The organism is Pseudomonas salomonii (assembly GCF_900107155.1).
Taxonomy (GTDB): Bacteria; Pseudomonadota; Gammaproteobacteria; order Pseudomonadales; family Pseudomonadaceae; genus Aquipseudomonas; species Aquipseudomonas salomonii.
Map to the genome: position 1 here is coordinate 393131 of NZ_FNOX01000001.1, position 26319 is coordinate 419449.

At 61.7% G+C, this 26319-nt stretch carries 22 protein-coding genes; 11 read left to right on the forward strand and 11 right to left on the reverse strand.

Translation table 11 applies throughout. From position 1 onward, the window contains the following. Positions 1-4 precede the first annotated feature (4 nt). The 9 genes from murD to lpxC all read left to right on the forward strand — a co-directional run bounded on the left by murD (position 5) and on the right by lpxC (position 10467). On the forward strand, positions 5-1351 hold the full coding sequence (gene murD, locus BLV67_RS01975; protein ID WP_069786097.1) for a UDP-N-acetylmuramoyl-L-alanine--D-glutamate ligase: 1347 nt from the start codon (positions 5-7) through the stop codon (positions 1349-1351). Beyond that, positions 1348-2565 carry a putative lipid II flippase FtsW gene (ftsW, locus tag BLV67_RS01980; RefSeq protein WP_065912510.1) on the forward strand — a complete coding sequence of 406 codons (1218 nt, stop codon included), beginning with the start codon at positions 1348-1350 and terminating at the stop codon, positions 2563-2565. Before murD ends, ftsW begins: the two co-directional genes overlap by 4 nt. Beyond that, positions 2555-3625, forward strand: coding sequence for an undecaprenyldiphospho-muramoylpentapeptide beta-N-acetylglucosaminyltransferase (gene murG / locus BLV67_RS01985; RefSeq protein WP_017138185.1), 1071 nt, complete (start codon positions 2555-2557; stop codon positions 3623-3625). Before ftsW ends, murG begins: the two co-directional genes overlap by 11 nt. After that, positions 3618-5063, forward strand: a complete 1446-nt coding sequence (gene murC / locus BLV67_RS01990; RefSeq protein ID WP_065912514.1) for a UDP-N-acetylmuramate--L-alanine ligase — start codon at positions 3618-3620, stop codon at positions 5061-5063. Before murG ends, murC begins: the two co-directional genes overlap by 8 nt. After that, positions 5060-6016 (forward strand): D-alanine--D-alanine ligase, encoded by a 957-nt coding sequence (locus BLV67_RS01995; RefSeq protein ID WP_065912517.1) that lies wholly within the window; start codon positions 5060-5062, stop codon positions 6014-6016. Before murC ends, BLV67_RS01995 begins: the two co-directional genes overlap by 4 nt. A 4-nt stretch (positions 6017-6020) precedes the next feature. After that, on the forward strand, positions 6021-6890 hold the full coding sequence (locus tag BLV67_RS02000; protein WP_065912523.1) for a cell division protein FtsQ/DivIB: 870 nt from the start codon (positions 6021-6023) through the stop codon (positions 6888-6890). Between the two features lie 15 nt (positions 6891-6905). Continuing rightward, positions 6906-8171: a cell division protein FtsA gene (gene ftsA, locus BLV67_RS02005; RefSeq protein ID WP_017138181.1), complete on the forward strand. Its 1266-nt coding sequence runs from the start codon at positions 6906-6908 to the stop codon at positions 8169-8171. 66 nt (positions 8172-8237) lie between these two features. Then, entirely contained in the window at positions 8238-9443 is a 1206-nt protein-coding gene (gene ftsZ, locus BLV67_RS02010; protein ID WP_056858975.1) for a cell division protein FtsZ, read from the forward strand. A 112-nt stretch (positions 9444-9555) separates the two neighbouring features. Beyond that, positions 9556-10467: a UDP-3-O-acyl-N-acetylglucosamine deacetylase gene (gene lpxC / locus BLV67_RS02015; protein WP_003171886.1), complete on the forward strand. Its 912-nt coding sequence runs from the start codon at positions 9556-9558 to the stop codon at positions 10465-10467. A 195-nt stretch (positions 10468-10662) separates the two neighbouring features. On the opposite strand, the gene BLV67_RS02020 is transcribed toward lpxC, so the two are convergent. The 6 genes from BLV67_RS02020 to BLV67_RS02045 all read right to left on the reverse strand — a co-directional run bounded on the left by BLV67_RS02020 (position 10663) and on the right by BLV67_RS02045 (position 20202). Then, positions 10663-12153, reverse strand: coding sequence for a diguanylate cyclase (locus BLV67_RS02020; protein WP_065912528.1), 1491 nt, complete (start codon positions 12151-12153; stop codon positions 10663-10665). Positions 12154-12259: 106 nt separating this feature from the next. Then, complete coding sequence (locus tag BLV67_RS02025; protein ID WP_069786098.1) at positions 12260-13582, reverse strand: OprD family porin; 1323 nt, start codon at positions 13580-13582, stop codon at positions 12260-12262. Between the two features lie 319 nt (positions 13583-13901). Further along, on the reverse strand, positions 13902-15266 hold the full coding sequence (locus BLV67_RS02030) for a heavy metal sensor histidine kinase (RefSeq protein WP_065912532.1): 1365 nt from the start codon (positions 15264-15266) through the stop codon (positions 13902-13904). After that, complete coding sequence (locus BLV67_RS02035) at positions 15256-15933, reverse strand: heavy metal response regulator transcription factor (RefSeq protein WP_017138176.1); 678 nt, start codon at positions 15931-15933, stop codon at positions 15256-15258. Before BLV67_RS02035 ends, BLV67_RS02030 begins: the two co-directional genes overlap by 11 nt. A 10-nt stretch (positions 15934-15943) precedes the next feature. Next, a complete protein-coding gene (locus BLV67_RS02040) occupies positions 15944-19039 on the reverse strand; it encodes a multidrug efflux RND transporter permease subunit (RefSeq protein ID WP_065912534.1) in 3096 nt (1031 codons plus the stop codon). Further along, the gene (locus BLV67_RS02045; protein ID WP_069786099.1) at positions 19036-20202 is read right to left on the reverse strand and encodes an efflux RND transporter periplasmic adaptor subunit; all 1167 of its coding nucleotides are present in this window, start codon (positions 20200-20202) and stop codon (positions 19036-19038) included. Before BLV67_RS02045 ends, BLV67_RS02040 begins: the two co-directional genes overlap by 4 nt. A 215-nt stretch (positions 20203-20417) precedes the next feature. Between BLV67_RS02045 and BLV67_RS02050 the strand changes: the two genes are divergently transcribed. Both BLV67_RS02050 and BLV67_RS02055 read left to right on the forward strand, forming a co-directional pair. Next, complete coding sequence (locus BLV67_RS02050) at positions 20418-20651, forward strand: hypothetical protein (protein WP_069786100.1); 234 nt, start codon at positions 20418-20420, stop codon at positions 20649-20651. 168 nt (positions 20652-20819) lie between these two features. Continuing rightward, positions 20820-21602 (forward strand): transporter substrate-binding domain-containing protein, encoded by a 783-nt coding sequence (locus BLV67_RS02055; protein WP_065929274.1) that lies wholly within the window; start codon positions 20820-20822, stop codon positions 21600-21602. A gap of 102 nt (positions 21603-21704) precedes the next feature. Here BLV67_RS02055 and BLV67_RS02060 read toward each other — a convergent pair whose 3' ends face one another. From BLV67_RS02060 to BLV67_RS02080, 5 genes are all read right to left on the reverse strand, one after another. Beyond that, complete coding sequence (locus BLV67_RS02060) at positions 21705-22448, reverse strand: YkgJ family cysteine cluster protein (RefSeq protein ID WP_065912537.1); 744 nt, start codon at positions 22446-22448, stop codon at positions 21705-21707. A gap of 108 nt (positions 22449-22556) precedes the next feature. After that, positions 22557-23039, reverse strand: a complete 483-nt coding sequence (locus BLV67_RS02065; RefSeq protein WP_065912538.1) for a GNAT family N-acetyltransferase — start codon at positions 23037-23039, stop codon at positions 22557-22559. Between the two features lie 3 nt (positions 23040-23042). After that, the gene (locus BLV67_RS02070) at positions 23043-23945 is read right to left on the reverse strand and encodes a chemotaxis protein CheV (protein ID WP_017138169.1); all 903 of its coding nucleotides are present in this window, start codon (positions 23943-23945) and stop codon (positions 23043-23045) included. A 208-nt stretch (positions 23946-24153) separates the two neighbouring features. After that, positions 24154-25128, reverse strand: a complete 975-nt coding sequence (locus tag BLV67_RS02075) for a 2-hydroxyacid dehydrogenase (RefSeq protein WP_065912540.1) — start codon at positions 25126-25128, stop codon at positions 24154-24156. A gap of 117 nt (positions 25129-25245) precedes the next feature. After that, on the reverse strand, positions 25246-26214 hold the full coding sequence (locus BLV67_RS02080) for a LysR family transcriptional regulator (RefSeq protein WP_058419353.1): 969 nt from the start codon (positions 26212-26214) through the stop codon (positions 25246-25248). Between the last annotated feature and the right edge of the window lie 105 nt (positions 26215-26319).

Sequence of the window (26319 nt, forward strand, 5' to 3'; positions counted from 1 at the left end):
ACGAGTGTCCCTGATCGCTTCAGACCACTTCCGCATCGTTGTCGGCCTCGGCAAGAGCGGCATGTCCCTGGTTCGCTTCCTGGCGAACCGGGGCACGTCGTTTGCCGTGGCCGATACGCGGGAAAATCCACCGGAGCTGGTCACGCTGCGCCGTGACTACCCGCACGTGGAAGTGCGTTGTGGCGAGCTGGATGTCGAGTTTCTGTGCCGTGCCGACGAGCTCTACGTGAGCCCCGGCCTGGCCTTGGCGACACCGGCCCTGCAAGCAGCTGCGGCCCGTGGCGTGAAGCTGTCCGGCGACATCGACCTGTTTGCGCGTCACGCGAAGGCACCGATCGTGGCCATCAGCGGCTCCAACGCGAAAAGCACCGTGACCACCCTGGTCGGCGAAATGGCGGCTGCGGCCGGCAAGCGCGTGGCCGTGGGCGGCAACCTCGGCACGCCGGCGCTGGACCTGCTCAGTGACGATGTCGAGTTGTACGTGATGGAGCTGTCGAGCTTCCAGCTCGAAACCACCCACGACCTGGGGGCTGAAGTCGCCACCGTGTTGAACGTGAGTGAAGACCACATGGACCGCTACAGCGGCCTGCCGGCGTACCACTTGGCCAAGCACCGGATTTTCCGCGGTGCCAGGCAATTTGTGGTCAACCGCCAGGATGCCCTGAGCCGTCCGCTGATGGGCGAAGGCATGCCTTGCTGGACCTTTGGCCTGGGCAAACCTGATTTCAAAGCCTTCGGCATTCGTGAAGAGAACGGCGAGAAATACCTGGCCTTCGAATTCCAGAACCTGATGCCGGTGCGCGAGCTGAAAATCCGTGGCGCGCACAACCAATCCAATGCCTTGGCGGCCTTGGCGTTGGGTCACGCCGTCGGCCTGCCATTTGATGCGATGCTCTCGAGCCTGCGCACCTTCGGCGGCCTCGAGCATCGCTGCCAGTGGGTGCGCGACCTCAATGGCGTGAGCTACTACAACGATTCCAAGGCCACCAACGTGGGGGCCGCACTGGCAGCCATCGAAGGGCTTGGCGCTGATATCGACGGCAAGCTTGTGCTGATCGCCGGTGGCGACGGCAAGGGTGCCGACTTCAAAGACCTTAAAGGCCCGGTGGCTGCACATTGCCGCGCCGTGGTGCTGATCGGCCGTGACTCGGACCTGATCGCCGCCGCGTTGGGCGACGCTGTACCGCAGGTGCGCGCCACCTCGCTGGACGATGCCATTGCCCACTGCAAGGCCCTGACTCAGCCGGGGGATGCGGTGCTGCTGTCGCCGGCGTGCGCCAGTTTCGACATGTTCAAGAACTACGAAGAGCGCGGCCAGCTGTTCGCTCGCGCCGTGGAGGCCTTGGCATGAATTTCAGAAATATCATCAAGCCGTACCCATCGCCGATCATCACCGGTCGTGGTATCGACCTCGATTTCCCGATGCTCGCCGGCTGCCTGGCGCTGCTGGGCCTGGGGCTGGTCATGATCACCTCGGCGTCCTCGGAAGTGGCCGCGGTGCAGTCGGGCAACACCCTGTACATGATGATCCGTCACCTGGTGTACCTGGTGATTGGCCTCGGCGCCTGTATCGTCACCATGATGATCCCCATCGCCACCTGGCAGCGCCTGGGTTGGATGATGCTGATCGGCGCGTTTGGTTTGCTGATTATGGTGATCCTGCCCGGCATCGGCCGTGAGGTGAACGGTTCGATGCGCTGGATCGGCTTCGGCGCGTTTAACGTGCAGCCGTCGGAAATCGCCAAGGTGTTCGTGGTGATCTACCTCGCCGGTTACCTGGTGCGTCGCCAGAAGGAAGTGCGCGAAAGCTGGATGGGCTTCTTCAAGCCGTTCATCGTGCTGCTGCCCATGGCTGGCCTGTTGCTGATGGAGCCCGACTTCGGTGCCACCGTCGTAATGATGGGCGCGGCGGCAGCCATGCTGTTCCTCGGCGGTGTGGGCTTGTTCCGGTTCGCCATGATGGTGGTGTTGGCGGTGGTCGCGGTTTACCTGCTGGTGGAAGCGCAACCGTACCGTATGGCGCGCCTGATTACCTTTACCGACCCCTGGTCCGATCAGTTCGGTTCCGGCTACCAGTTGACCCAGGCGCTGATCGCCTTTGGTCGCGGCGGCTGGCTGGGTGTGGGGCTGGGCAATAGCGTGCAGAAGCAGTTTTACCTGCCGGAAGCGCATACCGACTTCGTGTTCTCCGTGCTTGCCGAAGAACTGGGTGCCGTGGGTTCGCTGTGCACCGTTGCACTGTTCATGTTCGTCTGTGTGCGGGCGCTTTACATCGGTCTGTGGGCCGAGAAAGCCAAGCAGTTTTTCGCAGCCTATGTCGCCTACGGCCTGGCGTTTTTGTGGATCGGTCAAGTGCTGATCAACATCGGGGTAAACATCGGTCGCTTGCCGACCAAGGGTTTGACCCTGCCGTTTCTCAGCTACGGCGGCAGCTCGTTGGTTATCTGCTGCGTGTGCCTGGGCTTGCTGCTGCGCATCGAGTGGGAGAGCCGTACTCACCTTGGCAGCGAAGAGATGGAATTCAGCGAGAGCGATTTTGCCGAGGAGCCGAACCATGGGCGCTAACGTGCTGATCATGGCGGGCGGCACCGGGGGCCATGTGTTCCCGGCCCTGGCGTGCGCGCGTGAATTCCAGAACCGTGGCTACACCGTGCATTGGCTCGGTACGCCACGTGGCATCGAAAACGAATTGGTCCCCAATGCCGGCTTGCCGCTGCACTTGATCAACGTCACCGGCTTGCGTGGCAAGGGCAAGTTGTCCCTGCTCAAGGCACCGTTCGTGTTGCTCAAGGCGGTGTGGCAGGCGCGCAAAGTGATTCGTGAGTTGAAGCCGGTGTGCGTGCTCGGTTTCGGTGGTTATGTGACCGGCCCGGGTGGTGTTGCCGCCAAGCTCGCCGGCGTACCGGTGATCGTGCACGAACAGAACGCCGTCGCCGGTACGGCCAACCGCCTGCTGGTGCCGTTGGCCAGCCGGGTGTGCGAGGCGTTCCCGAAGACCTTCGGCGCCTCGGACAAATTGCGTACCACCGGTAACCCCGTGCGCACCGAACTGTTCATGGCCATTGCTCGTCAGGCGCTGGAAGGGCGCAAGCCGCACTTGCTGATCCTGGGCGGAAGCCTGGGCGCCGAACCGCTGAACAAATTGCTGCCCGAAGCCCTGGCGCTGCTGCCCGTGGACCTGCGTCCCGAGGTGTTCCACCAGGCCGGTAAAAACCACGATGAAATCACCGCTGCCCGCTATCGCGAGGCCGGTGTCGAGGCGAACGTACAGCCTTTCATCAAAGACATGGCCCATGCCTATGGCTGGGCCGACCTGGTGGTCTGTCGCGCTGGTGCGCTGACCGTCAGTGAACTGGCCGCCGCCGGTCTGCCGTCCTTGCTGGTGCCTTTGCCCCACGCCATCGACGATCACCAGACCCGCAACGCCGAATATTTGGCCGGGGAGGGCGCTGCCTTCCTGCTGCCGCAAAGAACGACTGGCGCCGCCGATTTGGCCGCACGCCTGACCGAGGTTTTGATGCAACCGGAACGACTCAACAGCATGGCGAGCACCGCAAGCCGCCTGGCTAAACCTGACGCAACCCGCACCGTGGTCGATATCTGCCTGGAGGTGGCCCATGGTTGAGAATCAGAAAGCCATGCCGCAGCCCGAAATGCGCCGCATCCGTCGTATCCACTTCGTCGGCATCGGCGGCGTGGGTATGTGCGGGATTGCCGAAGTACTGCTGAACCTGGGCTACCAGGTGTCCGGCTCGGACTTGAAAGAGTCGCCGGTCACTGATCGCCTCAAGTCTTTTGGCGCGCAGATTTTCATCGGCCACCGCGCCGAGAACGCCGCCGAGGCTGACGTGCTGGTGGTGTCCAGCGCCGTGAACACCTCCAACCCGGAAGTGGCCACCGCTCTTGAGCGCCGTATTCCAGTGGTGCCACGCGCCGAGATGCTGGCCGAGCTGATGCGCTATCGCCATGGCATTGCCGTGGCCGGTACGCACGGCAAAACCACCACCACCAGCCTGATCGCCTCGGTGTTCGCCGCCGGTGGCCTGGACCCGACCTTCGTGATTGGTGGCCGCCTGAATGCAGCCGGCACCAATGCCCAGCTCGGCACCAGCCGTTACCTGATCGCCGAAGCCGATGAAAGTGATGCGAGCTTCCTGCACCTGCAGCCGCTGGTCGCTGTGGTGACCAACATCGACGAAGACCACATGGCCACCTACGACGGTGACTTCAACAAGTTGAAGAAAACCTTCGTCGAGTTCCTGCACAACCTGCCGTTCTACGGTTTGGCCGTGGTGTGCCTGGACGATCCGGTGGTGCGTGAGATCCTGCCATCGGTCAAACGCCCAACCGTGACCTACGGCTTCAGCGAAGACGCCGACGTGCGCGCGATCAATGTGCGCCAGGAAGGCATGCAAACCTTCTTCACCGTGCTGCGCCCTGACCGCGAGCCGTTGGACGTGTCGGTGAACATGCCGGGCAATCACAACGTATTGAACTCGCTGGCGACCATCTGCATTGCTTCCGATGAAGGCGTCAGCGATGAGGCCATCGTCGAAGGCCTGTCGCGTTTTGCCGGTGTTGGTCGGCGCTTCCAGGTCTACGGCCAACTGCCGGTAGAAGGCGGCGACGTGATGCTGGTGGACGACTACGGTCACCACCCGACCGAAGTGGCTGCGGTGATCAAAGCCGTGCGCGGTGGCTGGCCGGAGCGTCGCCTGGTGATGGTGTATCAGCCGCATCGCTACAGCCGCACCCGCGATCTGTACGACGACTTTGTCAATGTATTGGCCGATGCCAACGTGCTGCTGCTGATGGAAGTCTACCCGGCCGGTGAAGAGCCGATTCCGGGCGCCGACAGCCGCAAGCTGTGCAACAGCATCCGTCAGCGCGGCCAGTTGGACCCGATCTACATCGAACGCGGTGTGGACCTGGCGCCGATCGTCAAGCCGCTGCTGCGTGCCGGTGACATCCTGCTGTGCCAGGGCGCCGGAGATATCGGTGGCCTTGCGCCCAAGCTGCTCGCCAGCCCGCTGTTTGCGGCGGCGAAGGGGAAGTCGAAATGATCACTGACTACGGCTCCCTGTTCTCGACCATCACGCCTGCCGACTTCGGCCGTGTGGCCGTGTTGTTCGGCGGTAAAAGCGCTGAGCGCGAGGTCTCGCTCAAGTCCGGCAATGCCGTGCTCCAAGCGCTGCAAAGCGCCGGCGTAAATGCATTCGGAATCGATGTGGGCGACGATTTCCTCGCCCGCTTGCAGGCCGAGAAGATCGACCGTGCCTTCATCATTCTGCACGGCCGTGGCGGTGAAGACGGCAGCATGCAAGGCTTGCTGGAGTGCCTGGGTATTCCTTACACCGGCAGCGGCATCCTCGCGTCGGCACTGGCCATGGACAAGTTGCGCACCAAGCAGGTGTGGCACAGCCTGGGTATTCCAACCCCGCGTCACAGCGTGCTGTGCAGCGAAGACGATTGTATTTCTGCAGCCAAGGAACTGGGCCTGCCTTTGATCGTCAAACCTGCCCATGAAGGCTCCAGTATCGGCATGGCCAAAGTGAACTCGGCCGCTGAATTGATCGACGCATGGAAAGCGGCAAGTACCTACGATTCGCAAGTGTTGGTGGAACAGTGGATCCAGGGTCCCGAGTACACCATCGCCACCCTGCGTGGCCAGGTATTGCCACCTATCGCATTGGGCACGCCCCACACCTTTTACGACTACGACGCCAAGTACGTGGCTTCCGATACTCAGTACCGGATCCCGTGTGGCCTCGACGCAACCAAGGAACAGGAATTGATGGACCTCACGGCGAAAGCCTGTGAGGCACTGGGTATCGCCGGTTGGGCGCGGGCAGACGTGATGCAGGATGACCAAGGGCATTTCTGGTTCCTTGAAGTCAACACCGCTCCGGGCATGACCGATCACAGCCTGGTACCTATGGCAGCCCGTGCTGCCGGTCTGGACTTCCAGCAGTTGGTGCTGGCGATCCTGGCCGCAAGCATTGAGCCAAGAGGCTAACCCCATGAACGGCGCATCGCTTCGTCATCAGCCACCTCCAGTGCCCAGCCGCAAGCCGGTGCCCCGAGGTGCCAGCCGAATGGTGGCTAAAGAGCCGATGTCGGCGCGCCTGCCGAAAGCCAACTTTGGTTTTCTCAAAGCGCTGTTCTGGCCGGTATTGCTGGTGGCGTTGGGCTTCGGCACTTACGAGGGCGCACAACGCCTGTTGCCGTATGCCGACCGGCCGATCACCAAGATCAGCGTGCAGGGCGACTTGAGCTACATCAGCCAGCAAGCGGTACAGCAGCGCATCGGCCCGTACCTGGCGGCGAGCTTCTTTACCATCGACCTGGCGGGCATGCGCGCAGAGCTGGAACAGATGCCGTGGATCGCCCACGCCGAAGTCCGCCGTGTATGGCCGGACCAGGTGACGATTCGCCTGGAAGAACAACTGCCCGTGGCCCGTTGGGGCGATGGCGCGCTGTTGAACAACCAGGGCCAGGCGTTTGCGCCGCGTGAAGTGGCCAACTATGAGCACCTGCCGCAGCTGTTCGGGCCGCAGCGGGCGCAGCAGCAAGTGATGCAGCAGTATCAGGCGTTGAGCCAGATGCTGCGGCCACTGGGTTTCTCCATCGCACGCCTGGAACTGCGTGAGCGGGGCAGCTGGTTTTTGACCACCGGGGCAGGCAGTTCCGGCCCGGGCATCGAGTTGTTGCTGGGACGCGACCGCTTGGTGGAAAAGATGCGCCGCTTTATTGCCATCTATGACAAGACCTTGAAAGAACAGATTACGAACATTGCGAGCGTCGACCTGCGTTACGCCAACGGCCTGGCCGTCGGCTGGCGTGAACCAGCTGCGCCGACGACAGCCAAACCCGCTGTCGCGAAGAATTAAGAAGAGGCAGGACCCATGGCAAACGTGCAAAGCGGAAAAATGATCGTCGGTCTCGATATCGGCACCTCCAAAGTGGTGGCGCTGGTCGGCGAGGTCGGGGAAGACGGTGTGATCGAAATCGTCGGTATCGGCACGCATCCGTCCCGGGGCCTGAAGAAAGGCGTGGTGGTGAACATCGAGTCCACCGTGCAGTCGATCCAGCGCGCCATTGAAGAAGCGCAGCTGATGGCCGGTTGCCGGATTCACTCGGCGTTCGTCGGCGTGGCCGGCAACCATATCCGCAGCCTGAACTCCCACGGCATCGTGGCGATTCGCGACCGTGAAGTCAGCTCGGCCGACCTTGAGCGCGTACTCGACGCTGCCCAGGCCGTGGCGATCCCGGCTGACCAGCGCGTGCTGCACACCCTGCCGCAGGACTACGTGATCGATAACCAGGAAGGCGTGCGCGAGCCGCTGGGCATGTCGGGCGTACGCCTGGAAGCCAAGGTTCACGTGGTGACCTGCGCCGTCAACGCCGCACAGAACATTGAGAAATGCGTGCGCCGCTGCGGCCTCGAAATCGACGACATTATTCTTGAGCAGTTGGCCTCGGCCTACTCCGTACTCACCGACGACGAAAAAGAGCTGGGCGTGTGCCTGGTCGACATCGGCGGCGGCACCACCGACATCGCGATCTTCACCGAAGGTGCGATCCGTCACACCGCCGTGATCCCGATTGCGGGCGACCAGGTCACCAACGACATCGCCATGGCGCTGCGGACACCGACCCAGTACGCCGAAGAAATCAAGATCCGCTACGCCTGCGCCCTGGCCAAACTGGCCGGCGCCGGTGAAACCATCAAGGTGCCGAGCGTGGGCGACCGTCCACCGCGCGAACTGTCGCGCCAGGCCCTGGCCGAAGTGGTCGAGCCACGCTACGACGAGCTGTTCACCCTGATCCAGGCTGAACTGCGCCGCAGCGGCTACGAAGATTTGATCCCGGCCGGGATCGTGCTGACCGGTGGCACCTCGAAGATGGAAGGCGCGGTCGAACTGGCCGAGGAAATCTTCCACATGCCCGTGCGCCTGGGCGTGCCCCATGGCGTCAAAGGCCTGGGCGACGTGGTGCGCAACCCGATTTATTCCACCGGTGTGGGCTTGCTGTTGTACGGGCTGCAAAAGCAGACCGACGGCATTTCCCTGTCGGGCCCGAGCATCCGTGACAGCTACCGTGGCGGCGACGACGAAGCCAAAGCGCCGTTGTTCGAGCGGCTGCAGGCTTGGGTAAAAGGCAATTTCTAAAGATTTACCGCAACACCGCAGTCAGTAGTAGGCGAAAAAACTAGAGAAAACGAAAGGAGAGGGAACATGTTCGAACTCGTAGACAACATCCCCGCAAGCCCGGTTATCAAAGTAATCGGTGTTGGCGGTGGCGGCGGCAACGCTGTCAATCACATGGTCAAGAGCAACATTGAAGGCGTTGAATTCATCTGCGCCAACACTGATGCCCAGGCGCTGAAAAGCATCGGCGCGCGGACCATCCTGCAATTGGGCACAGCGGTGACCAAAGGCCTCGGCGCTGGCGCCAACCCGGAAGTCGGCCGTCAAGCCGCGCTGGAAGACCGCGAGCGTATTGCTGAAGTGCTGCAAGGCACCAACATGGTGTTCATCACCACCGGCATGGGCGGCGGTACCGGTACCGGTGCAGCCCCGATCATTGCCGAAGTGGCCAAGGAAATGGGGATTCTGACCGTTGCTGTGGTGACGCGTCCGTTCCCGTTCGAAGGTCGCAAGCGTATGCAGATCGCCGACGAAGGTATCCGTCTGCTGTCTGAAAGCGTCGACTCGTTGATCACCATTCCCAACGAGAAGCTGCTGACCATCCTGGGCAAGGACGCCAGCCTGCTGTCCGCGTTCGCCAAGGCTGACGATGTACTGGCCGGTGCCGTTCGCGGTATCTCCGACATCATCAAGCGCCCAGGCATGATCAACGTCGACTTTGCCGACGTGCGTACCGTGATGAGCGAAATGGGCATGGCGATGATGGGCACTGGCTGCGCCAGCGGTCCGAACCGTGCACGCGAAGCCACTGAAGCGGCGATCCGCAACCCGTTGCTCGAAGACGTGAACCTGCAAGGTGCACGCGGCATCCTGGTGAATATCACCGCCGGCCCTGACCTGTCCCTAGGTGAGTACTCCGACGTGGGTAGCATCATCGAAGCCTTCGCTTCCGAGCACGCGATGGTCAAAGTCGGTACCGTTATTGATCCGGACATGCGCGATGAACTGCACGTGACCGTGGTTGCGACCGGCCTGGGCGCAAAAATCGAGAAGCCTGTGAAGGTCATCGACAATACCGTTCATACCAGCCACAACAGCCACGCCAGCCAGCAAGCTGCCGCTCCAGCGCCTGCGCGCCAGGAACTGCCGTCTGTGAACTACCGTGACCTGGACCGTCCGACCGTGATGCGCAACCAGGCTCAGGCCGGTGCTGCGGCGTCCCGTAGCCTGAACCCGCAGGATGATCTGGACTACCTGGACATTCCGGCATTCTTGCGTCGTCAGGCCGATTAATGGAATGTATCAGGGCTATGAAGGTGATTGGTGTTCAGCAAAGGTCTGGTCTGCTATTATCGCCAGCCTTTGTTGATACCAGTTCGCAATTTGCGCTGAAGCGGTCCAAGCCATGATTAAACAACGCACCCTGAAGAATATTATCCGTGCCACAGGTGTAGGTCTGCACTCCGGGGAGAAGGTATACCTGACTCTCAAACCTGCACCTGTCGACACCGGCATCGTGTTTGTTCGTGCCGACCTGGACCCTGTGGTGCAGATTCCTGCTCGCGCGGAAAATGTTGGCGAAACCACGATGTCGACCACGTTGGTCAACGGTGACGTCAAAGTGGACACGGTGGAGCACTTGCTCTCGGCCATGGCTGGCCTGGGCATCGATAACGCCTACGTCGAGCTCTCCGCGTCCGAAGTCCCCATCATGGATGGCAGCGCTGGACCCTTCGTATTCTTGATTCAATCTGCCGGCCTGGAAGAACAGGACGCAGCCAAGAAGTTCATTCGCATTCTGCGGGAAGTGACAGTAGAAGACGGCGACAAGCGCGCCACCTTCGTTCCGTTCGAAGGCTTTAAAGTGAGCTTTGAGATCGATTTCGATCACCCGGTATTCCGTGACCGCACCCAAAGTGCAAGCGTGGATTTTTCCAGCACTTCGTTTGTAAAAGAAGTCAGCCGCGCCCGTACCTTTGGTTTCATGAGTGACATCGAGTACCTGCGCAAGCACAACCTCGCACTCGGCGGCAGCGTTGAAAACGCCATTGTGGTCGACGCGGATGGTGTACTGAACGAAGACGGCCTTCGCTATGAAGACGAATTCGTGAAGCACAAGATCCTCGATGCAATCGGTGACCTCTACCTGCTGGGCAATAGCCTGATAGGCGAGTTCAAAGGCTTCAAGTCGGGCCACGCCCTTAACAACCAGCTGCTGCGCAAGTTGATTGAGCAGACAGACGCTTGGGAAGTCGTGACCTTCGAAGATGCCAGCACCGCACCGATCTCTTACATGCGTCCCGTTGCGGCGGTGTAAGTAACAACTCTCTTTCTTTAGTTTTGAAAGGCCACCTTCGGGTGGCCTTTTTTTATGCCGATCATTCCCACGCCCCGAGCGCCGATCGTTCCCACGCTCTGCGTGGGAATGCCTCTTCTGACGCTCTGCGTCACGCTTTGGGACGCCGGAGCGTCCAGGGCTGCATCCCCACGCGGAGCGTGGGAACGATCAGGTCTAGCGGGCTGCGGCCTCGACGATGCGATTACGCCCGGTGTGCTTGGCCTCATACAACGCCTGATCTGCATTGAGCAGCAAGTCCTCAAGTGCCATGCGGCTGCGTTTTTGCCACGTGCCCATGCCGATGCTCACCGTGATCGGCCCGTCGGCACCGGCCACCCGTGGCAAATGCTCGACGCTGCTGCGGATATGTTCGGCAATCAACCAGGCGCCCTTGGCGTCGGTATGCGGCAGCACCACCGCAAACTCTTCGCCACCGTAGCGCGCCGCCAGATCAGCCGGTCGGCGGATGTTGTCTTCGATGACTTGGGCGACCGCACGCAAGGCTTCATCACCGCCGTGATGGCCATGCAGGTCATTGAAGTCCTTGAAGTGATCCACGTCGATCATCAGCAGGCTCAGCGGCTCGGTCGAGCGTTGTGCGCGGTCCCATTCCAGGCGCAGGCGCTGGTCCAGGGTGCGGCGGTTGGCAAGGCCGGTGAGGGCGTCGGTGGCTGCCAGTTCTGACAGCACTTGTTCGGCCCGATGGCGGCGGCGCAGCTCCTTGCTCAGCATCCAGGTGAGCCACAACAGGCCGATGCACAACACGCCCGTGGCCATACTGACCAGCCACGCTGCACGCCGCCATGGGGCAAACACTTCATCGCTGGACAACGCCACCGCGACAATCAACGGCAAGGTGCCCACGTTCGAGAAACTATACAGCCGGGGCTGGTTGTCGACGCTGGAGACGCCACGAAAGCTGCCATCGCGTTCGCGCAGCATGCGCGCGACATTGGGGCGTTGGCTCAAGTCCTTGTCGATCATGTCCGCTTCCAGCAGCGGTTGTTGCGCCAGCAGGATGCCTTGGTGGTTGATCAGGTTGATGGTGCCGTTGCTTCCGATGTTCAGGCCGCTGAACAACTGTTTGAAGTACGACAGACGCATTGAGGCCACCGCCACGCCCAGAAAGCGCCCGTCCGGGGATGACACGCGGCGGCTGAATGCGATGCGCCACCGGTCATCGCACACGCAACGGGCCAGGAAGGGGCGGCTGATATACAGCCCCAGCTCAGGGTTTCTGCGGTGTGCCTGAAAATAGTCGCGATCAGCGAAGTTACCGGTCTTGGGGGTGAGCAGCGAGGAGTCGGCGATCACTTCACCACTGGGGTCCAGCAGCAGAATGTCACCCTTGAAGGGGGCGGCGGCCGAGCGATCGAACAGCACCAGGTGGCGGATACTGGCGGACACACCCTGCAGGTCGCTGCGTTCGGTGGCGGCGATCAGGCCCTTGAGGGCCATGTCGTAGAGTTCGACGTTGCGCAGTACATCGGCGTCGATCAGTTGGGTGATGTTATTGGCGGTACGCTTGGCGGTCTGCAAGGTGTTGGCATGTTCGCGAATCAGCAGCGCGGTGACGATCGCCACGATCAGGAACACGGTGAGGCAACTGCCCAGAATCAACAAGCGTTCCGGGCGACGGGTGGGTCGGTTGAGACTTGGGCTCATCGGGCGTACTTCTGCTTCGAGGATGCCAATAGCGTAGTAGGCAAACGCAGGTTTGGTGTGGGAGCTGGCTCCCACATCAGCTATTCATCGTCAGGCAGATTCTGGCCTAGAACACGTTGATCGGGTAATCCACAATCACGCGGTATTCATCCACATCCCGGTCCACCGCTGAGTAGCCATTGCCACCGCGGTTGGTTGCCCATTGCAGGCGCACGGCCAGGTCCTTGGCTTTGCCGCCTTGCACCACGTATTTCAAGTCGATGTCGCGTTCCCAGTGCTTGGCGTCTTTGCCGTCGGTGCTGTACCAGGCGCTGTAGCCACGGCTGTTGGGGTCGACCCTGGTCAGGTCGGTCTTGCCGCTGATATACGACACGGCGGACGTCAGCCCAGGCATGCCGAGGCCTGCAAAGTCGTAGGCGTACTTGAGCTTCCACGAGCGCTCGTTGGGGCCGTTGAAGTCTGAGTATTGCTGGGAATTGTCCAGGTACACGCTGTCGCCCTGGGTGATGTAGTCGAACGGTGTGTTGCCGTTGACCCGCTGGTACGCGGCGGTGAGGCTGTGGTTGCCCACGCCCACGGTGAAATGCAGGCTGTAAGTGTTGTTGTCGATGCTGCCCAGCAACGACTGGCCGGTGTCCTGGGTGTGGTAGTAGTGCAGGCCCGGGTTGAGGCTGACCAGGTCGTTCAGCGCGTAGGTGTAGTCCAGGTCGTAGTAGTACTGGTGCCACACGTCCTTGAGTTCGGAGGCGTACAGGTTGCTGGTCAGGCCCGGAACGCCGCTGAAGGACACACCGGCCCAGTTCAGGTGCTGGCTGTCGGCGTTGGCGGGCAAGGTGCCGTAGCTGGTGCCGATGCGCCGGTGGCCGCTTTGGTTGTAAAGCTTGGTAAAGCTGGCCTGGCCGCCTTCGAGCATCCAGCCGTCGAAGCTGTGGTTGGTCAGGCCCACACCCCGGAACGTCTGCGGCAACATGCGAGTCATACCGCCGGCGATCACCGGGTTGTTAAGGAACAGGTCGCCGGCTTTGAGCTCGGTGTCGAACGCGCGCATTTTCAAGGTGCCGCCAGCGGTGGAGAACGAGCCAGGCGCTTTGCCGTTGCCGCTGCCGTAAGGCAGGATGCTGGAACCGTCAGTGCCGCCGCCGCCGTCGAGCTTGAGGCCGAGCATGGCATTGAGGTCCAGACCAAAGCCGACGGTGCCCGGGGTGTAGCCGGATTCGAAGGTGCCGATAAAACCCTGGCCCCATTCTTTGCTGTCATCGGTGTGAATGTCGCGGCGGTCGCGGTTCATGTAGTAGTTGCGAGTGTTGATCTTGAGGCTTGAGCCTTCGACGAAACCGTCAGCGGGGGTCGAGTCTGCCGCGTGGGCAAGGGGGACGATCGTTGCTGCAATCGCGAGGAATAACGGGGTGAACGTCAGCGAGTTCTTCACCGGTTTAGCTCCTTTGGTCAATCGAAAACGGCCAATGTCGTGAGGGCGTGCCTGGCCTTTTTTTACGGCAAAAAAAAGCCGCTGAAGTCAGCGGCTTTAAACAGATTCCCAGTGTAGAGCCCTGGAAATAAGTCGAGGGAAATTCGGGTGAGCGGGAAGCTGCCTTGCCGTCGCGCTCATCGGTGCGTCAAAGTAACGCAGGTGAGCGGTGCGATATAGAGTGTAACAAGATAATGACTGTTGCCCAAACCGCAACAGTCGGGGGGCTGCAGATCCAGTGTGGGAGCTGGCCCACATTGAATTGAGGTGTTTTGGAGAGTTAGACCGGCAAGGTAATGCCAAAGGTATTGCCGCCACCCTCACTGCGCACAAACACATCGCCGCCATGCATCAGCGCAATCGCCTTGACGATCGCCAGCCCCAGGCCGTGATTCGCGCCGCTGTTACTGCGTGACGCGTCCACCCGGTAGAAGCGTTCAAACAAGCGCGGCAAATGCTCACTGGCAATTTCATCGCCGGGGTTGGTCACCCCAATCGCCACCCACTGCTCCTGCACTTCAATGCTCACGTCGATGATCTGCCCCGGCGCGGTGTGCTGCACCGCATTGCTCAGCAAGTTGATCAGCGCGCGGCGCAGGTGGGCTTTTTCGATGTGCACCAAGGCGTCGCCGCGCACGCGCACGTTGACTTGGGCGTCTTCGAGGATGAAGTCCAGGTAGTCGAGGGTGGTGGCGACTTCATCGGCCAGGGAGCTTTCGATCAGTTTGGTGGCCTTGCTGCCTTGGTCGGCGCTGGCCAGGAACAGCATGTCATTGATGATCGAGCGCAGGCGTTCCAGCTCTTCGAGGTTCGATTGCAGCACCTCGAAGTAATGCTCGGCCGAACGACCACGGGTGAGCGCCACTTGGGTCTGGCCGATCAGGTTGGTCAGCGGCGAGCGCAGTTCGTGGGCCACATCGGCATTGAATGACTCCAGGCGTGAATACGCCTGTTCGACCCGATCCAGCGTGGCGTTGAATGAGTTGACGAACTGGCTCAGCTCCGGCGGCAAGGGCGACAACTGCAAGCGCCCGGAGAGTTTGGGCGGGGCGAGTTTTTGCGCTTCATCCGAGAGCTTGCCCAGCGGTTTGAGGCCGATACGCGAGACCCAAAAGCCCAGCAGCGCCGCCAGCGCGACGCCGACACAGGCCAGGCCGATCAAGACCATCAACAGATGGTGCTGAGTGGCGCGGAAGTTCTCGGTGTCGATGGCGATCATAAAGCGCAGTGACGGGCGTTGATCCTTGGCCGCGAACTGGCTCACCAACACTTTGAACGGGTATTCATGGCCAGGCAGGCGCAGGTCGCGCTTGCCGGTCGGCCCCTGGGCGAATGCGCGGATCTGCGCAGTGGGGTTGCCGTACTCGTAGCTCGGGTCGCTGCTCACCACCCAGAAGCGGATGCGCGTGTCTTCTTCGCCGAGCAACTTCAACTTGGCGGTGATTTTTGCCCAGTGATCGGGTGTACCGAAGCGGTTCACCGAGGACTCCAGCACGCTGTAGCGCGCATCCAGTTCGGCGCCCGGCAACAAGCCCAGGCCGCGATCCACTTGCTGGTACAGCGCGCCGCCGATCAACACGAAGATCAGCAGCGCCACCAACGTGAACATGCCGCTCAGGCGCACGGCGATGGAGTTAGCCGACACTTCTGCTCTCCAGCACATACCCCATGCCACGAATGGTGTGCAGTAACTTGTGTTCGAACGGCCCGTCGAGCTTGGCGCGCAGACGCTTGATCGCCACTTCCACCACATTGGCGTCGCTGTCGAAATTGATGTCCCAGACCATTTCCGCAATCGCGGTCTTGGACAGGATTTCACCCTGACGCCGTGCCAATACGCTGAGCAGCGAGAACTCCTTGGCGGTCAGGTCCAGGCGCAGGCCATTGCGACTGGCCTTGCGGCTGATCAGGTCGATCCACAGGTCGGCCACGGTGACTTGCACCGGCTCATGCCCGCCGCTGCGGCGGGTCAGCGCTTGCAGGCGCGCCACCAGTTCGAGGAACGAAAACGGTTTGCCCAAATAATCATCGGCGCCTTCACGCAGGCCACGGATGCGGTCCTCCACACGCTCGCGGGCGGTGAGCATGATCACCGGCGTCTGCTTGCGTGCCCGCAGTGCGCGCAACACCCCAAAGCCGTCGAGGCCGGGCAGCATCACGTCAAGCACGATCACCGCGTAGTCGTTTTCCAGCGCCAGGTGCAAGCCCTCGACGCCTTCACGTGCTACATCGACGGTGTAGCCTTGCTCTGTCAGGCCGCGGTGCAAGTAGTCCGCGGTTTTTTCTTCATCTTCAATAATCAGGACGCGCATGACCCCGCCTTTAGTGTGTGGTCGCCAGCGCCGGCGCTGGTTTGGGCCTGTGGAAAAACTTCTCAAGGTACAAGTATATGACCGGTGTGGTGAACAGCGTCAGCGCCTGGCTCACCAACAGGCCGCCGACCACCGCGATCCCCAGCGGCTGGCGCAGTTCCGCGCCTGGCCCGGAGCCCAGCATCAACGGCACGGCGCCGAGCAGGGCGGCGAGGGTGGTCATGATGATCGGCCGGAACCGGGTGACGCAGGCTTCATAAATCGCCTCCTCAGGTGGCAGCCCGCGCACGCGCTGGGCTTCCAGGGCAAAGTCGATCATCAGGATGCCGTTTTTCTTGACGATACCGATCAGCAGCACCAACCCGATCAAGGCCATGATCGAAAAGTCCTGGCCCAGCAGCCACAGCATGATCAACGCGCCCAGGCCCGCCGAGGGCAAGGTGGAGATGATGGTCAGCGGGTGCACGAAGCTCTCATACAGCACACCCAAAATAATATAGACCGCCACCAGCGCCGCCAGGATCAGCCACGGTTGGCTGGCCAGCGAACTCTGGAACGCCTGGGCGGCGCCCTGGAAGGTGCCGATCAGGGTGGTCGGCATGCCGATTTCGTTCTTGGCCTGGTTGAGCATGATCACCGCATCGCCCAATGCCACGCCGGGTGCCAGGTTGAACGACAGGTTGGCCGCCGGGAACATGCCGTCATGGCTGATGGACAAGGGCCCCACGCTGGGCGGGTCGACCTTGGCCAGTGCCGACAGCGGCACCATCTCGTTGGTCAGCGGTGAGCGCAGGTAGAAGTAATTCAGGCTTTCGGCCTTGCCGCGTTGCTGGGTGTCGAGTTCCAGTACTACCTGGTACTGGTTGATCTCGGTTTGGAATTCGTTGATCTGGCGCTGGCCGAACGCGTCATACAGCGCCTGGTCGACGTCTGTGGCGGTGAGGCCAAAGCGTGCCGCCGCCTGGCGATCGATGCTGATGTGGGTGATGCTGCCGCCCAGTTGCAGGTCGTTGGACAGGTCGCGAAAGGCCGGGTTGGCGCGCAGTTTTTCGGTCAGGCGTTGGGTCCAGGTATTGAGCGTCGGGCCGTCGTTGCTCTTGAGCACATATTGGTATTGGGCGCGGCTTGGGCCGGAACTCAAGTTAATGTCCTGGCCGGCGCGCAGGTACAAGACGATGCCGGGCACCTTGGCCAGTTTGGGGCGGATGCGGTCGATGAACTGGCTGGCGGACACATCGCGGTCACCGCGGTCTTTCAAGGCGATCCAGAAACGGCCGTTGGCGATGGTCTGGTTGCTGCCGGTCACGCCCACCGAGTGGGAAAACGCGGCCACCGCCGGGTCGGCCTTGACGATCTCGGCCAGAGCCTTGTGCTTGGCGACCATGTCCGGGTACGACACGTCGGCCGCCGCTTCGCTGGTGCCGAGTACAAAGCCGGTGTCCTGCACCGGGAAGAAACCCTTGGGGATAAACACGTAGCCGACCACGGCCAACGCCAGGGTCACCATGAAGATCGCCGCCATGCTGCGTTGATGCGCCAGCGCACGGCGCAGGTTGCGCGCGTAGCCGGCGAGCAGGCGCTCGCTGAAACCCGGTTTGTCATGGGCATGATGAGTCGGCGCGCGCATGAACAGGGCGGCCAGGGTCGGCGCCAATGTCAGCGAGACCACCACCGAAATCAGGATGGTCGAGGTGGCCGTCAGCGCAAACTCCTTGAACAGCCGCCCGACCACGCCGCCCATGAACAGCAGCGGAATAAACGCCGCCACCAGCGAGAAGCTGATGGACACCACGGTAAAACCGATTTCGCCGGAGCCCTTGATCGCCGCCTCGCGCTTATCCAGGCCCGCCTCCAGGTGACGGTGAATGTTCTCCACCACCACGATGGCATCGTCGACCACAAAGCCCACGGCGATCACGATCGCCACCAGCGTCAGGTTGTTCAAGCTGAAGCCGAGCACATACATCAGCGCGAAACTGGCGATCAGCGACACGCCGAGCACACTGGACACAATCAGCGTCGCCGACAATTGGCGCAGGAACAGCGCCATCACCGCCACCACCAGCAAGATGGCGATCAGCAGGGTCATTTCCACTTCATGCAAGGACGCGCGGATAGTCTTGGTGCGGTCGCTCAACACGCTGACCTGCACCGAGGCCGGCAGCATGCCTTCCAGGCGCGGCAGCTCGGCTTGAATGCGGTCCACGGTCTCGACAATGTTGGCACCGGGCTGGCGCGAAATCACCAGGTTGACCCCGGGCGTGTCACCGGACCAGGCCTGCACGTAGGCGTTTTCCGAACCGTTGATGACTTTGGCGACATCACGCAGCTGCACCGGCGCGCCGTTCTTGTAGGAAACGATCAGTTGGCCGTATTCCTCCGGGTGAAACAGTTGGTCGTTGGTGGATAACGTCGACACGCTGTTCTCGCCGTAAATCGCACCTTTGGCCAGGTTCAGGCTGGACTGCTGGATGGCCAGGCGCACATCGGCGAGGGTCAGGCCGATGGCCGCAAGTTTGTCCGGCGAAGCCTGTACACGAATCGCCGGGCGTTGCTGGCCGGTGATGTTGATCTGGCCAACGCCGTCAATCTGGCTGATCTGGCGTGCCAGCAGGGTTTCCACATAGTCGCTCAGCTCGGTGCTGGGCATGCTGTCGGAACTGACGCTGAGGATCAGCACCGGGCTGTCCGCCGGGTTGACCTTCTTCCAGGTCGGCAGGCTCGGCATGTCGCTGGGCAGCTTGCCGGAGGCGGTGTTGATCGCCGCCTGCACTTCCTGCGCGGCGGTGTCGATGCTTTTGTTCAGGGTAAATTGCAGGGTCAGCAGGCTTGAGCCCAAGGCGCTGCTGGACGTCATCTGGGTCATGCCGGGGATGGCGCTGAATTGCACTTCCAGGGGCGTGGCCACGGATGAGGCCATGGTGTCCGGGCTGGCGCCGGGCAAGGTGGCGGTGACCTGGATGGTCGGGAATTCCGCTTCCGGCAGTGGCGCCACCGCCAGGCGCGGGAAGGCAATCAGCCCCAACAGCACCAGCGCAAAGGTCAGCAGCAGGGTGGCAACCGGGTGGTCGACGCACCAGGCGGACGGCGAACGGCTGCCGCTCATGGTTGCACCTTGGCTTGGGCGGTCTGGATCACTTGCGGGGGTTCTTTGAGCACCTCGATCTGCGCGCCGGCCTTGAGCCGTGACTGGCCATCGCTGACCAGCACGTCACCGGCTTGCACGCCCTTGATGATGTTCACGTCGCTGTCCTGATACGCCACCTGCACCGGCACGATCTCAACCTTGTCGCCTTTGACGCGGTACACAAAGTGCGCATCGAGCCCACGTTGCACCACGGTCGGCGGCACCACCAGGGCATTTTTGTCGAGGGCGGTCTGGATCTTGATGGTCACCAGTTGCCCCGGCCACAGGCGCTGCGAGGCGTTATTGAATTCAGCCTTGGCGCGCAGGGTGCCGGTGGTGGAGCTGATCTGGTTGTCGATCAGGCTCAAGTGGCCTTCGCCGAGCAGGTCGCCGGTCTGGCCGTCGGTGTCGGCGCCCATGTAGGCATCGACGCTGGCCTTTGAGGGCGCGGCGATCAAGCCTTGCAGGGTCGGCAGCATCTGTTGCGGCAACGAAAACTCCACGGCGATCGGATCGATTTGCGTCACCGAGAACAAACCTTGGGTATCACTCATGCGCAGGAAGTTGCCTTCATCCACGGTACGAATGCCGACACGGCCGGTGACCGGCGAGCGAATCTGGGTGTAGGAAAGCTGGACCAGGGCCGAATCAATTGCGGCCTGATTACCTTGCGCCGTGGCCTTGAGCTGGTTGACCAGGGCTTGCTGCTGGTCATAGGTCTGCTTGGACACGCCGTCGTCGACGCTCAGCGCTTTGTAGCGCTTGAGGTTCACCAACGCCACTTGCAACTGCGCCTGGCTTTCACCCAACTGCGCCTTGGCCTGATCGAGGCTGGCGCGGATCGAACGGTCATCGATGGTCGCCAGCAGGTCACCGGCTTTGACCAACTGGCCCTCCTTGACCAGCAGCCTGGTGAGGATGCCGTCGATTTGCGGGCGGATCACCACGCTGTGCAACGACAGCACCGAGCCGATACCGCTGACAAATCGCGGAATGTCCTGCTGCGTGACGCTCACCACCCGCACCGGGATGGCGGTAGACACCGCCAGTTTGCTTTTCGCCGGTCGGTTGAAGGCCCAGGCTGCAATCGCCACGACCACCAGGGCACCCACGAACAGGGCGGTTTTTCGTTGAATGTGCATGGGGTGTGGCGCCGGGGCAAAGGGTCGGGAGTGTGAGGGTTCTTTATAGCCCGCCAACCCGGTCAGTACGGTGACTGCTAACTGACAGCGCTGTCAGTAAAGTCCGACCATTCGTACCGGCGGTGGTTAAAGATCCGAGGCGCGCAGGTATACTGCGCGCCAGCGTGGCCCGCAAGCCGGCCGCCGCCTCATTTTCTGCACGCTCCGGAGCTTCCATGACTTCCCCGACACAACCCCCTGTTGAAGCGGCCGACCTCGTCGATCCGGCTGACGCTCAAAGCGTTGAAAAAGCCGAGATCCCGGCGTTCAAGTTTCCGTTCAAGCCGGGTGAACTGGCCGGGGCCAAAAACGCCGTCCAGCCCTGGTACAAGAATGGCGCCAAGAACGGTCACACCAAGTCGCCGGGCATGGCGCCGCCGGGCACTCGCCGCTCGATGGGTAAACGCTGAGAATAGAACCATCAGCGTTTTATCAGGTGTGGACTACAACGCCTGCTGATATTTCTGATTGAAGACCCACGACCGTTTCTAGAAAGCTTGCACCGCCTTGATTGCATCCCGACCGTTTGGATCGTGTCGGGTGCTCAAGGCTGGTCTTTCTGGAAAAGGATGTTTCCCGTGGCTCTGATACCTCTGTGTGCAGCACTTGCTCTCTTGCTGTCGATCAACGCCGTGGCCGACGATGATCAACCCCGGCGCGAAATCCGCTTCGCCGTTGCCGCGCAGTTCCCGCCGTTTCAGAGTCGCAGCCCGCAAGGTCAATTGGTGGGCTTGAACATCGACTTGGGCAATGCCCTGTGTACACAGTTGAATGTGCGCTGTACCTGGGTCGACCAGGTGCTTGTCGAAGACTTCCCGGCCCTCGAAGCCCGGCAGTTCGATGCGATCATGGGCATGGCCGCCACCTCCGGGCGGCGTCGGTTGGTGGGGTTCACCGATAATCTGTATCCCTTTACCACGCGTCTGGTCGCCCGCAGGGACTCCGGCTTGTTGCCCGACACACGCTCGCTCAAGGGCAAGCGTGTCGGTGTACTGCTGGGCAGCAACCGCGAAGCCTTTGCGCGGTCGCAGTGGGCACCGGCGGGCGTCATCATCAAGAGTTTCTGGCTCAACGACGAACTGACCCGCAGCCTGGTGGCCGGCACTATCGATGCGACGCTGCAAGGCACTGTGGAAATTCGCAGGGCGCTGCTCGACACCCCGGATGGCCAGGATTTCGACTTCCTGGGGCCGCCCTTGTCCGGTGAGCTGTTAGGCAACGGCATTGCCATTGCGGTGCGCAAGTTTGACTCCCGCTTGCGTAACGACCTCAACCACGCGCTTGAACAATTGATGCACAACGGCGAATACCAGCGGATCCTGGCGCGTTATCACTTGGATGAGCCGCCCTCCATTCAATGATGGCCAATTAATTGAGCGGAGCATGAGCTGCACCAGTGTTTTGCATGCCATGGCCAACAGGCAGCCATACCCGTTCAACTGTGGGAGCTGGCCGCATCGAGCCTAAGCCGCTCTCAACGAAATAAACGCATAGTTGGCCGGCACCTCAGTGGCAATCTGCGCCCCCGCATCCAGCACCTGCTCGGCGATGTCCATGCCGGACACATGAAACACCCACTCATTAGCCACCGAGGGTTGCCCAATCGCCCACTCGAGCGCCTGGGCGAAGGCCGCCATGTTCGGCAGGTACGCGGTAAACCCATCGCCCTTGAGCGCCGTAGTACGAATACCCAGCAAGGCGCACACGGCCTCCTTGGTCTGCACATCGTCACGGTCGGCCTGGCGTGAGCGGCGGATCAGCTCGGCCAACTCGGCATCCATCAATTCACCGCCAACGATCAGCGCCGGCCCCTGTTCCCAGGACTCTGGCGGGCAATCCTTGGCGGCGGGGTTCAATGGAATGTGCGGGTTGATTTCCATCGGGTAGATGCGGCACACCAGCGGGCGACGTTCATAGATGCGGCAACGGTTGTCTTCGTCAAGATTCCGGCAACGCCCGGCGTTGTAGGCGGCAAAGGTAATTGCCACAAACGCCTCGGTATTGCCGCTGGGGACCACCACTGAGCGCAGTTGGGCGTGCTCGCGTTGTTGCACCGGCAAGCCCAGGCCGCTGGCGAGAAAGCCTTCTGCCAGAACGATGACGTCACCGCCGTCAGCCGCCCAACTGCGGGCTTCTTCGAGGGTCAGGGGGACGTGATGGTCGCTGCAGCATTTGCCGCAACCGACGCAGGAAAAGTGAGTGTTCATGGAGGATCTGTCACCAGGCAAGGTCAGAGGGCACTCTTGAACGGTGACGGGTTTTTGCCTCTATTCACTGTTCAGGCTCAGTGGAAGCAAGTTATGCGCCAGTGCCGGTCAGTCTTCGGGCACCTGGTCGCGCAGCACAAACACCATGCCGGCGCTTTCATACAACTGTCGGGCGCGCTGGTTGCTTTCCAGTACCTTCAGGTCCACATAGGGCTCGCCGCGTTGCTTGAACACGTGGAAGGTGTGCAGCAACAAGGCACGCCCCAGCCCCTGGCCCTGGGCGCACGGATGGATCGAGAGGTTCTTGATAAACGCGCTGGTCCAGCACTGGGCTACGCCCAGAATGCCGTCTGCGTTACTGGCCACCAGGCATAGTGTGGGATCGAACTCGGCGTCGGTGATGAACTGCCGGCGCCACTCTGCCAGGCTGGGGACACGGCCGCCGCCCTGTTCCTGGGTCATGCGCAATACGGCATGGATGGCCGGGGCCAGCTCATCGCGGTAATGATCCAGCCGGGTATTGGCCGGCCACTGCGGGGCTGGCAGGCTGGCGGTAAGGTCGCGGCGCAGCAGTTGAAAATACTCCGCCACCGCTTACAGACCCTTTTGCGCCACAGTTTGCGCGGCAACCACCAGGCACTTGGTCAACTCGGGCGACGAGAACTTGGTGAGCACCGCGTCGGCACCGGCCAGGCGGGCTTTTTCGCTGTTCATCGCGCTGTCCAAAGAGGTGTGCAGCAGCACGTAAAGCTCCTGGAAGTCCGGGGTTTCGCGCAGTGTGCGGGTGAGGGCGTAACCGTCCATTTCAGACATCTCGATGTCCGACACCACCACGTTGATCTGCTCGACCGTGCCTTGCAGCTCCAGCAGCACATCAATGGCTTCCTTGGCACTGCGCGCGGTGTGGCACGTCAGGCCGAGGTTGCGCAGGGTGTGCACCGATTGCTGCAGAGCCACCTGGCTGTCGTCCACCACCAGGATTCGCGCGTTACCGAGTACTTCGGCTTCTTCCATGGTCAAGTCGGTCGGCGCCGCTTCAACGGGGGCCGGGGCGATGCCGTGGATGACCTTTTCGATATCCAGCACCTGCACCAGGCCGCCTTCGACCTGCGTCACGCCGGTGATAAACGAGCGATTGCCGCCGGAGCCATAGGGCGGCGGGCGGATGTCGGTGGTCAGGCAGTGCACGATCTTGCTCACCGCCTGCACATGCAGGCCCTGCTTGGAACGGCTGACATCGGTGACGATCAGGCAGCCACCGTTCGGGTCTTGCAGCGGCATCTCGCCGAGGGCGCGGCTCAGGTCGATCACCGACAGCGAGGCGCCGCGCAGGGTGGCGATGCCTTTGACGTGCGGGTGCGACTCCGGCAGCTTGGTCAGCGGCGGGCAGGGGATGATTTCACTGACTTTGAGCAGGTTGATGGCCATCAGCTTGCCGCTGCGCAAGGTAAAGAGCAGAAGCGAGAGTGAATCTGCGCGGGCTTTGGTGGTGGACATAAAAACCTTCTGTGGATCAGGGAGGACGATCTATGGAAGGTTATCGACTTGGGGGAGCCAGGCTTTAACCGGATTTTTTGTCGGGCTGGGCTTGTGTGGGAGCTGGCTGGCCTGCGATGCAGCCACCTCGGTCTTCCAGTTGCATTGAGGTGATGCCATCGCAGGCAAGCCAGCTCCCACACAAAAACCGTCTCATATGAGCTTGGTATCAGCCCTTCCAGACCTGCGGGTTGACCAGATCCTGCGGACGCTGGCCCAGCAAGGCGCTGCGCAGGTTGTCCAGGGCGCGATTGGCCATGGCTTCACGGGTTTCATGGGTGGCCGAGCCGATATGTGGCAGGGTCACCGCATTGCTCAGCTTGAACAGCGGCGATTCGGCCAGCGGCTCCTGCTCGTACACATCCAGCCCGGCGCCACGGATTTTCTGGGTTTGCAGCGCCTCAATGAGTGCCGGTTCGTCCACCACAGGCCCACGGGAAATATTGATCAGGATCGCGCTGGATTTCATCAGCCCCAACTCACGGGTGCTGATCAAGTGGCGCGTCTTGTCGCTCAACGGCACCACCAGGCAGACGAAATCCGCTTCGGCCAGCAGTTGGTCCAGGCTGCGAAACTGCGCGCCCAGCTCCTGCTCCAGTTGGGCCTTACGGCTGTTGCCGCTGTACAAAATCGGCATATTGAAGCCCAGGCGCCCACGCCGGGCCACGGCTGCGCCGATATTGCCCATGCCGACGATGCCGAGGGTCTTGCCGTGTACATCGCAGCCAAACAGCGGCGCGCCAACACTGGCTTTCCACTGGCCGGCCTTGGTCCAGGCATCCAGCTCGGCCACGCGGCGGGCACTGCTCATCAGCAGGGCGAAGGCCAGGTCGGCGGTGCTTTCGGTGAGCACGTCGGGGGTGTTGGTGAGCATGATCCCGCGCTCATTGAAGTACGGCACGTCGTAGTTGTCGTAGCCCACCGACACGCTGGACACCACTTCCAGCTTGCTCGCGCCTTCGAGCTGCGCACGCCCCAGCTTGCGGCCTACGCCGATCAGGCCATGGGCGTGGGGCAGGGCTTCATTGAATTGAGCGTTGAGGTCACCCAGCTTGGGGTTCGGCGCGATCACCTCGAAATCCTGTTGCAGGCGTTCGATCATTTCCGGGGTGACGCGGCTGAAGGCGAGGACAGTCTTTTTCATTGCAGGCGGGCTCATCGACTACGGGAGAATGGTAAGCACGCTAACATTCCTGCCGACAATTGTCAGGACACCGCCGACCCCATGTGCCCACAGTTGATCTGTGTTGCCAGGTATAAATCAGTTCGCCAGGCGCGTGCCGCCGAGGCTGCCGCTCAACTCGTACGCCACCAACTCTGCCTGATGCGCCGCCAGAATCTCCGGCAACGAACCGCGCAGGTATTCCACCCAGGTCTTGATCTTCGCATCCAGGTACTGACGCGACGGGTAGATGGCGTACAGGTTCAGTTCCTGCGAGCGATAGGTGGGCATTACCCGGACCAGCGAGCCGTTGCGCAGGCCTTCGATGGCGGCGTACACCGGCAGCAGGCCGACGCCCATGCCGCTGGTGATCGCGGTTTTCATCGCATCGGCCGAGTTGACCAGGAACGGCGAGGTGTTGATCGCCACGCTTTCCTGGCCTTCGGGGCCATTGAAAGTCCATTTATCCAGCTGCACCACCGGGCTGACCAGGCGCAGGCAGGCGTGGTTGAGCAAGTCCTGAGGCCGCTGCGCGCAGCCTTTGGCCTTGACGTAATCCGGCGAGGCACAGGCGATGCTGTAGGTGATACCCAGGCGCTGGGATACAAAACCCGAGTCCGGCAGCTCGCTGGCCAGCACGATGGACACGTCGTAACCCTCGTCGAGCAGGTCCGGCACGCGGTTGGCCAGGGTCAGGTCGAAGGTCACGTCGGGGTGGGTGCGCCGGTAACGGGCAATGGCATCAATCACGAAATGCTGGCCGATGCCGGTCATGGTGTGCACTTTCAACTGCCCGGCGGGGCGCGCGTGGGCGTCGCTGGCTTCCGCTTCGGCTTCCTCGACGTAGGCGAGGATCTGCTCGCAACGCAGCAAGTAGCGCTTGCCGGCCTCGGTCAGCGCGATGCGGCGAGTGGTGCGGTTGAGCAAGCGGGTTTGCAGATGGGCCTCAAGGTTGGAGACCGCGCGCGAGACGTTGGCGGTGGTGGTGTCCAGTTGCACGGCGGCGGCGGTGAAGCTGCCGGCCTCGGCCACGCAACTGAAGGCGCGCATGTTTTGCAAAGTGTCCATGGAGTGTTCTCAAGGGAGATAGCAAATTGTGACAGAAAGTTACGCCGTCCAGTGATCCCTACCAACGGATTATCGCCTGAACGGTAACAAAGATTCACAGGAATG

Excerpts from the sequence above, each read along its gene's own strand:
- murC (WP_065912514.1), top strand. The coding sequence starts at position 3,618 with ATGGTTGAGAATCAGAAAGCCATGCCGCAGCCCGAAATGCGCCGCATC.
- ftsA (WP_017138181.1), top strand. The coding sequence starts at position 6,906 with ATGGCAAACGTGCAAAGCGGAAAAATGATCGTCGGTCTCGATATCGGC.
- BLV67_RS02060 (WP_065912537.1), bottom strand. The coding sequence starts at position 22,448 with ATGAACACTCACTTTTCCTGCGTCGGTTGCGGCAAATGCTGCAGCGAC.
- BLV67_RS02040 (WP_065912534.1), bottom strand. The coding sequence starts at position 19,039 with ATGAGCGGCAGCCGTTCGCCGTCCGCCTGGTGCGTCGACCACCCGGTT.
- lpxC (WP_003171886.1), top strand. The coding sequence starts at position 9,556 with ATGATTAAACAACGCACCCTGAAGAATATTATCCGTGCCACAGGTGTA.
- ftsZ (WP_056858975.1), top strand. The coding sequence starts at position 8,238 with ATGTTCGAACTCGTAGACAACATCCCCGCAAGCCCGGTTATCAAAGTA.
- murG (WP_017138185.1), top strand. The coding sequence starts at position 2,555 with ATGGGCGCTAACGTGCTGATCATGGCGGGCGGCACCGGGGGCCATGTG.
- BLV67_RS02000 (WP_065912523.1), top strand. The coding sequence starts at position 6,021 with ATGAACGGCGCATCGCTTCGTCATCAGCCACCTCCAGTGCCCAGCCGC.
- ftsW (WP_065912510.1), top strand. The coding sequence starts at position 1,348 with ATGAATTTCAGAAATATCATCAAGCCGTACCCATCGCCGATCATCACC.
- BLV67_RS02080 (WP_058419353.1), bottom strand. The coding sequence starts at position 26,214 with ATGGACACTTTGCAAAACATGCGCGCCTTCAGTTGCGTGGCCGAGGCC.
- BLV67_RS02075 (WP_065912540.1), bottom strand. The coding sequence starts at position 25,128 with ATGAAAAAGACTGTCCTCGCCTTCAGCCGCGTCACCCCGGAAATGATC.
- BLV67_RS02035 (WP_017138176.1), bottom strand. The coding sequence starts at position 15,933 with ATGCGCGTCCTGATTATTGAAGATGAAGAAAAAACCGCGGACTACTTG.
- BLV67_RS02045 (WP_069786099.1), bottom strand. The coding sequence starts at position 20,202 with ATGCACATTCAACGAAAAACCGCCCTGTTCGTGGGTGCCCTGGTGGTC.
- BLV67_RS01995 (WP_065912517.1), top strand. The coding sequence starts at position 5,060 with ATGATCACTGACTACGGCTCCCTGTTCTCGACCATCACGCCTGCCGAC.
- BLV67_RS02050 (WP_069786100.1), top strand. The coding sequence starts at position 20,418 with ATGACTTCCCCGACACAACCCCCTGTTGAAGCGGCCGACCTCGTCGAT.
- BLV67_RS02020 (WP_065912528.1), bottom strand. The coding sequence starts at position 12,153 with ATGAGCCCAAGTCTCAACCGACCCACCCGTCGCCCGGAACGCTTGTTG.
- BLV67_RS02070 (WP_017138169.1), bottom strand. The coding sequence starts at position 23,945 with ATGTCCACCACCAAAGCCCGCGCAGATTCACTCTCGCTTCTGCTCTTT.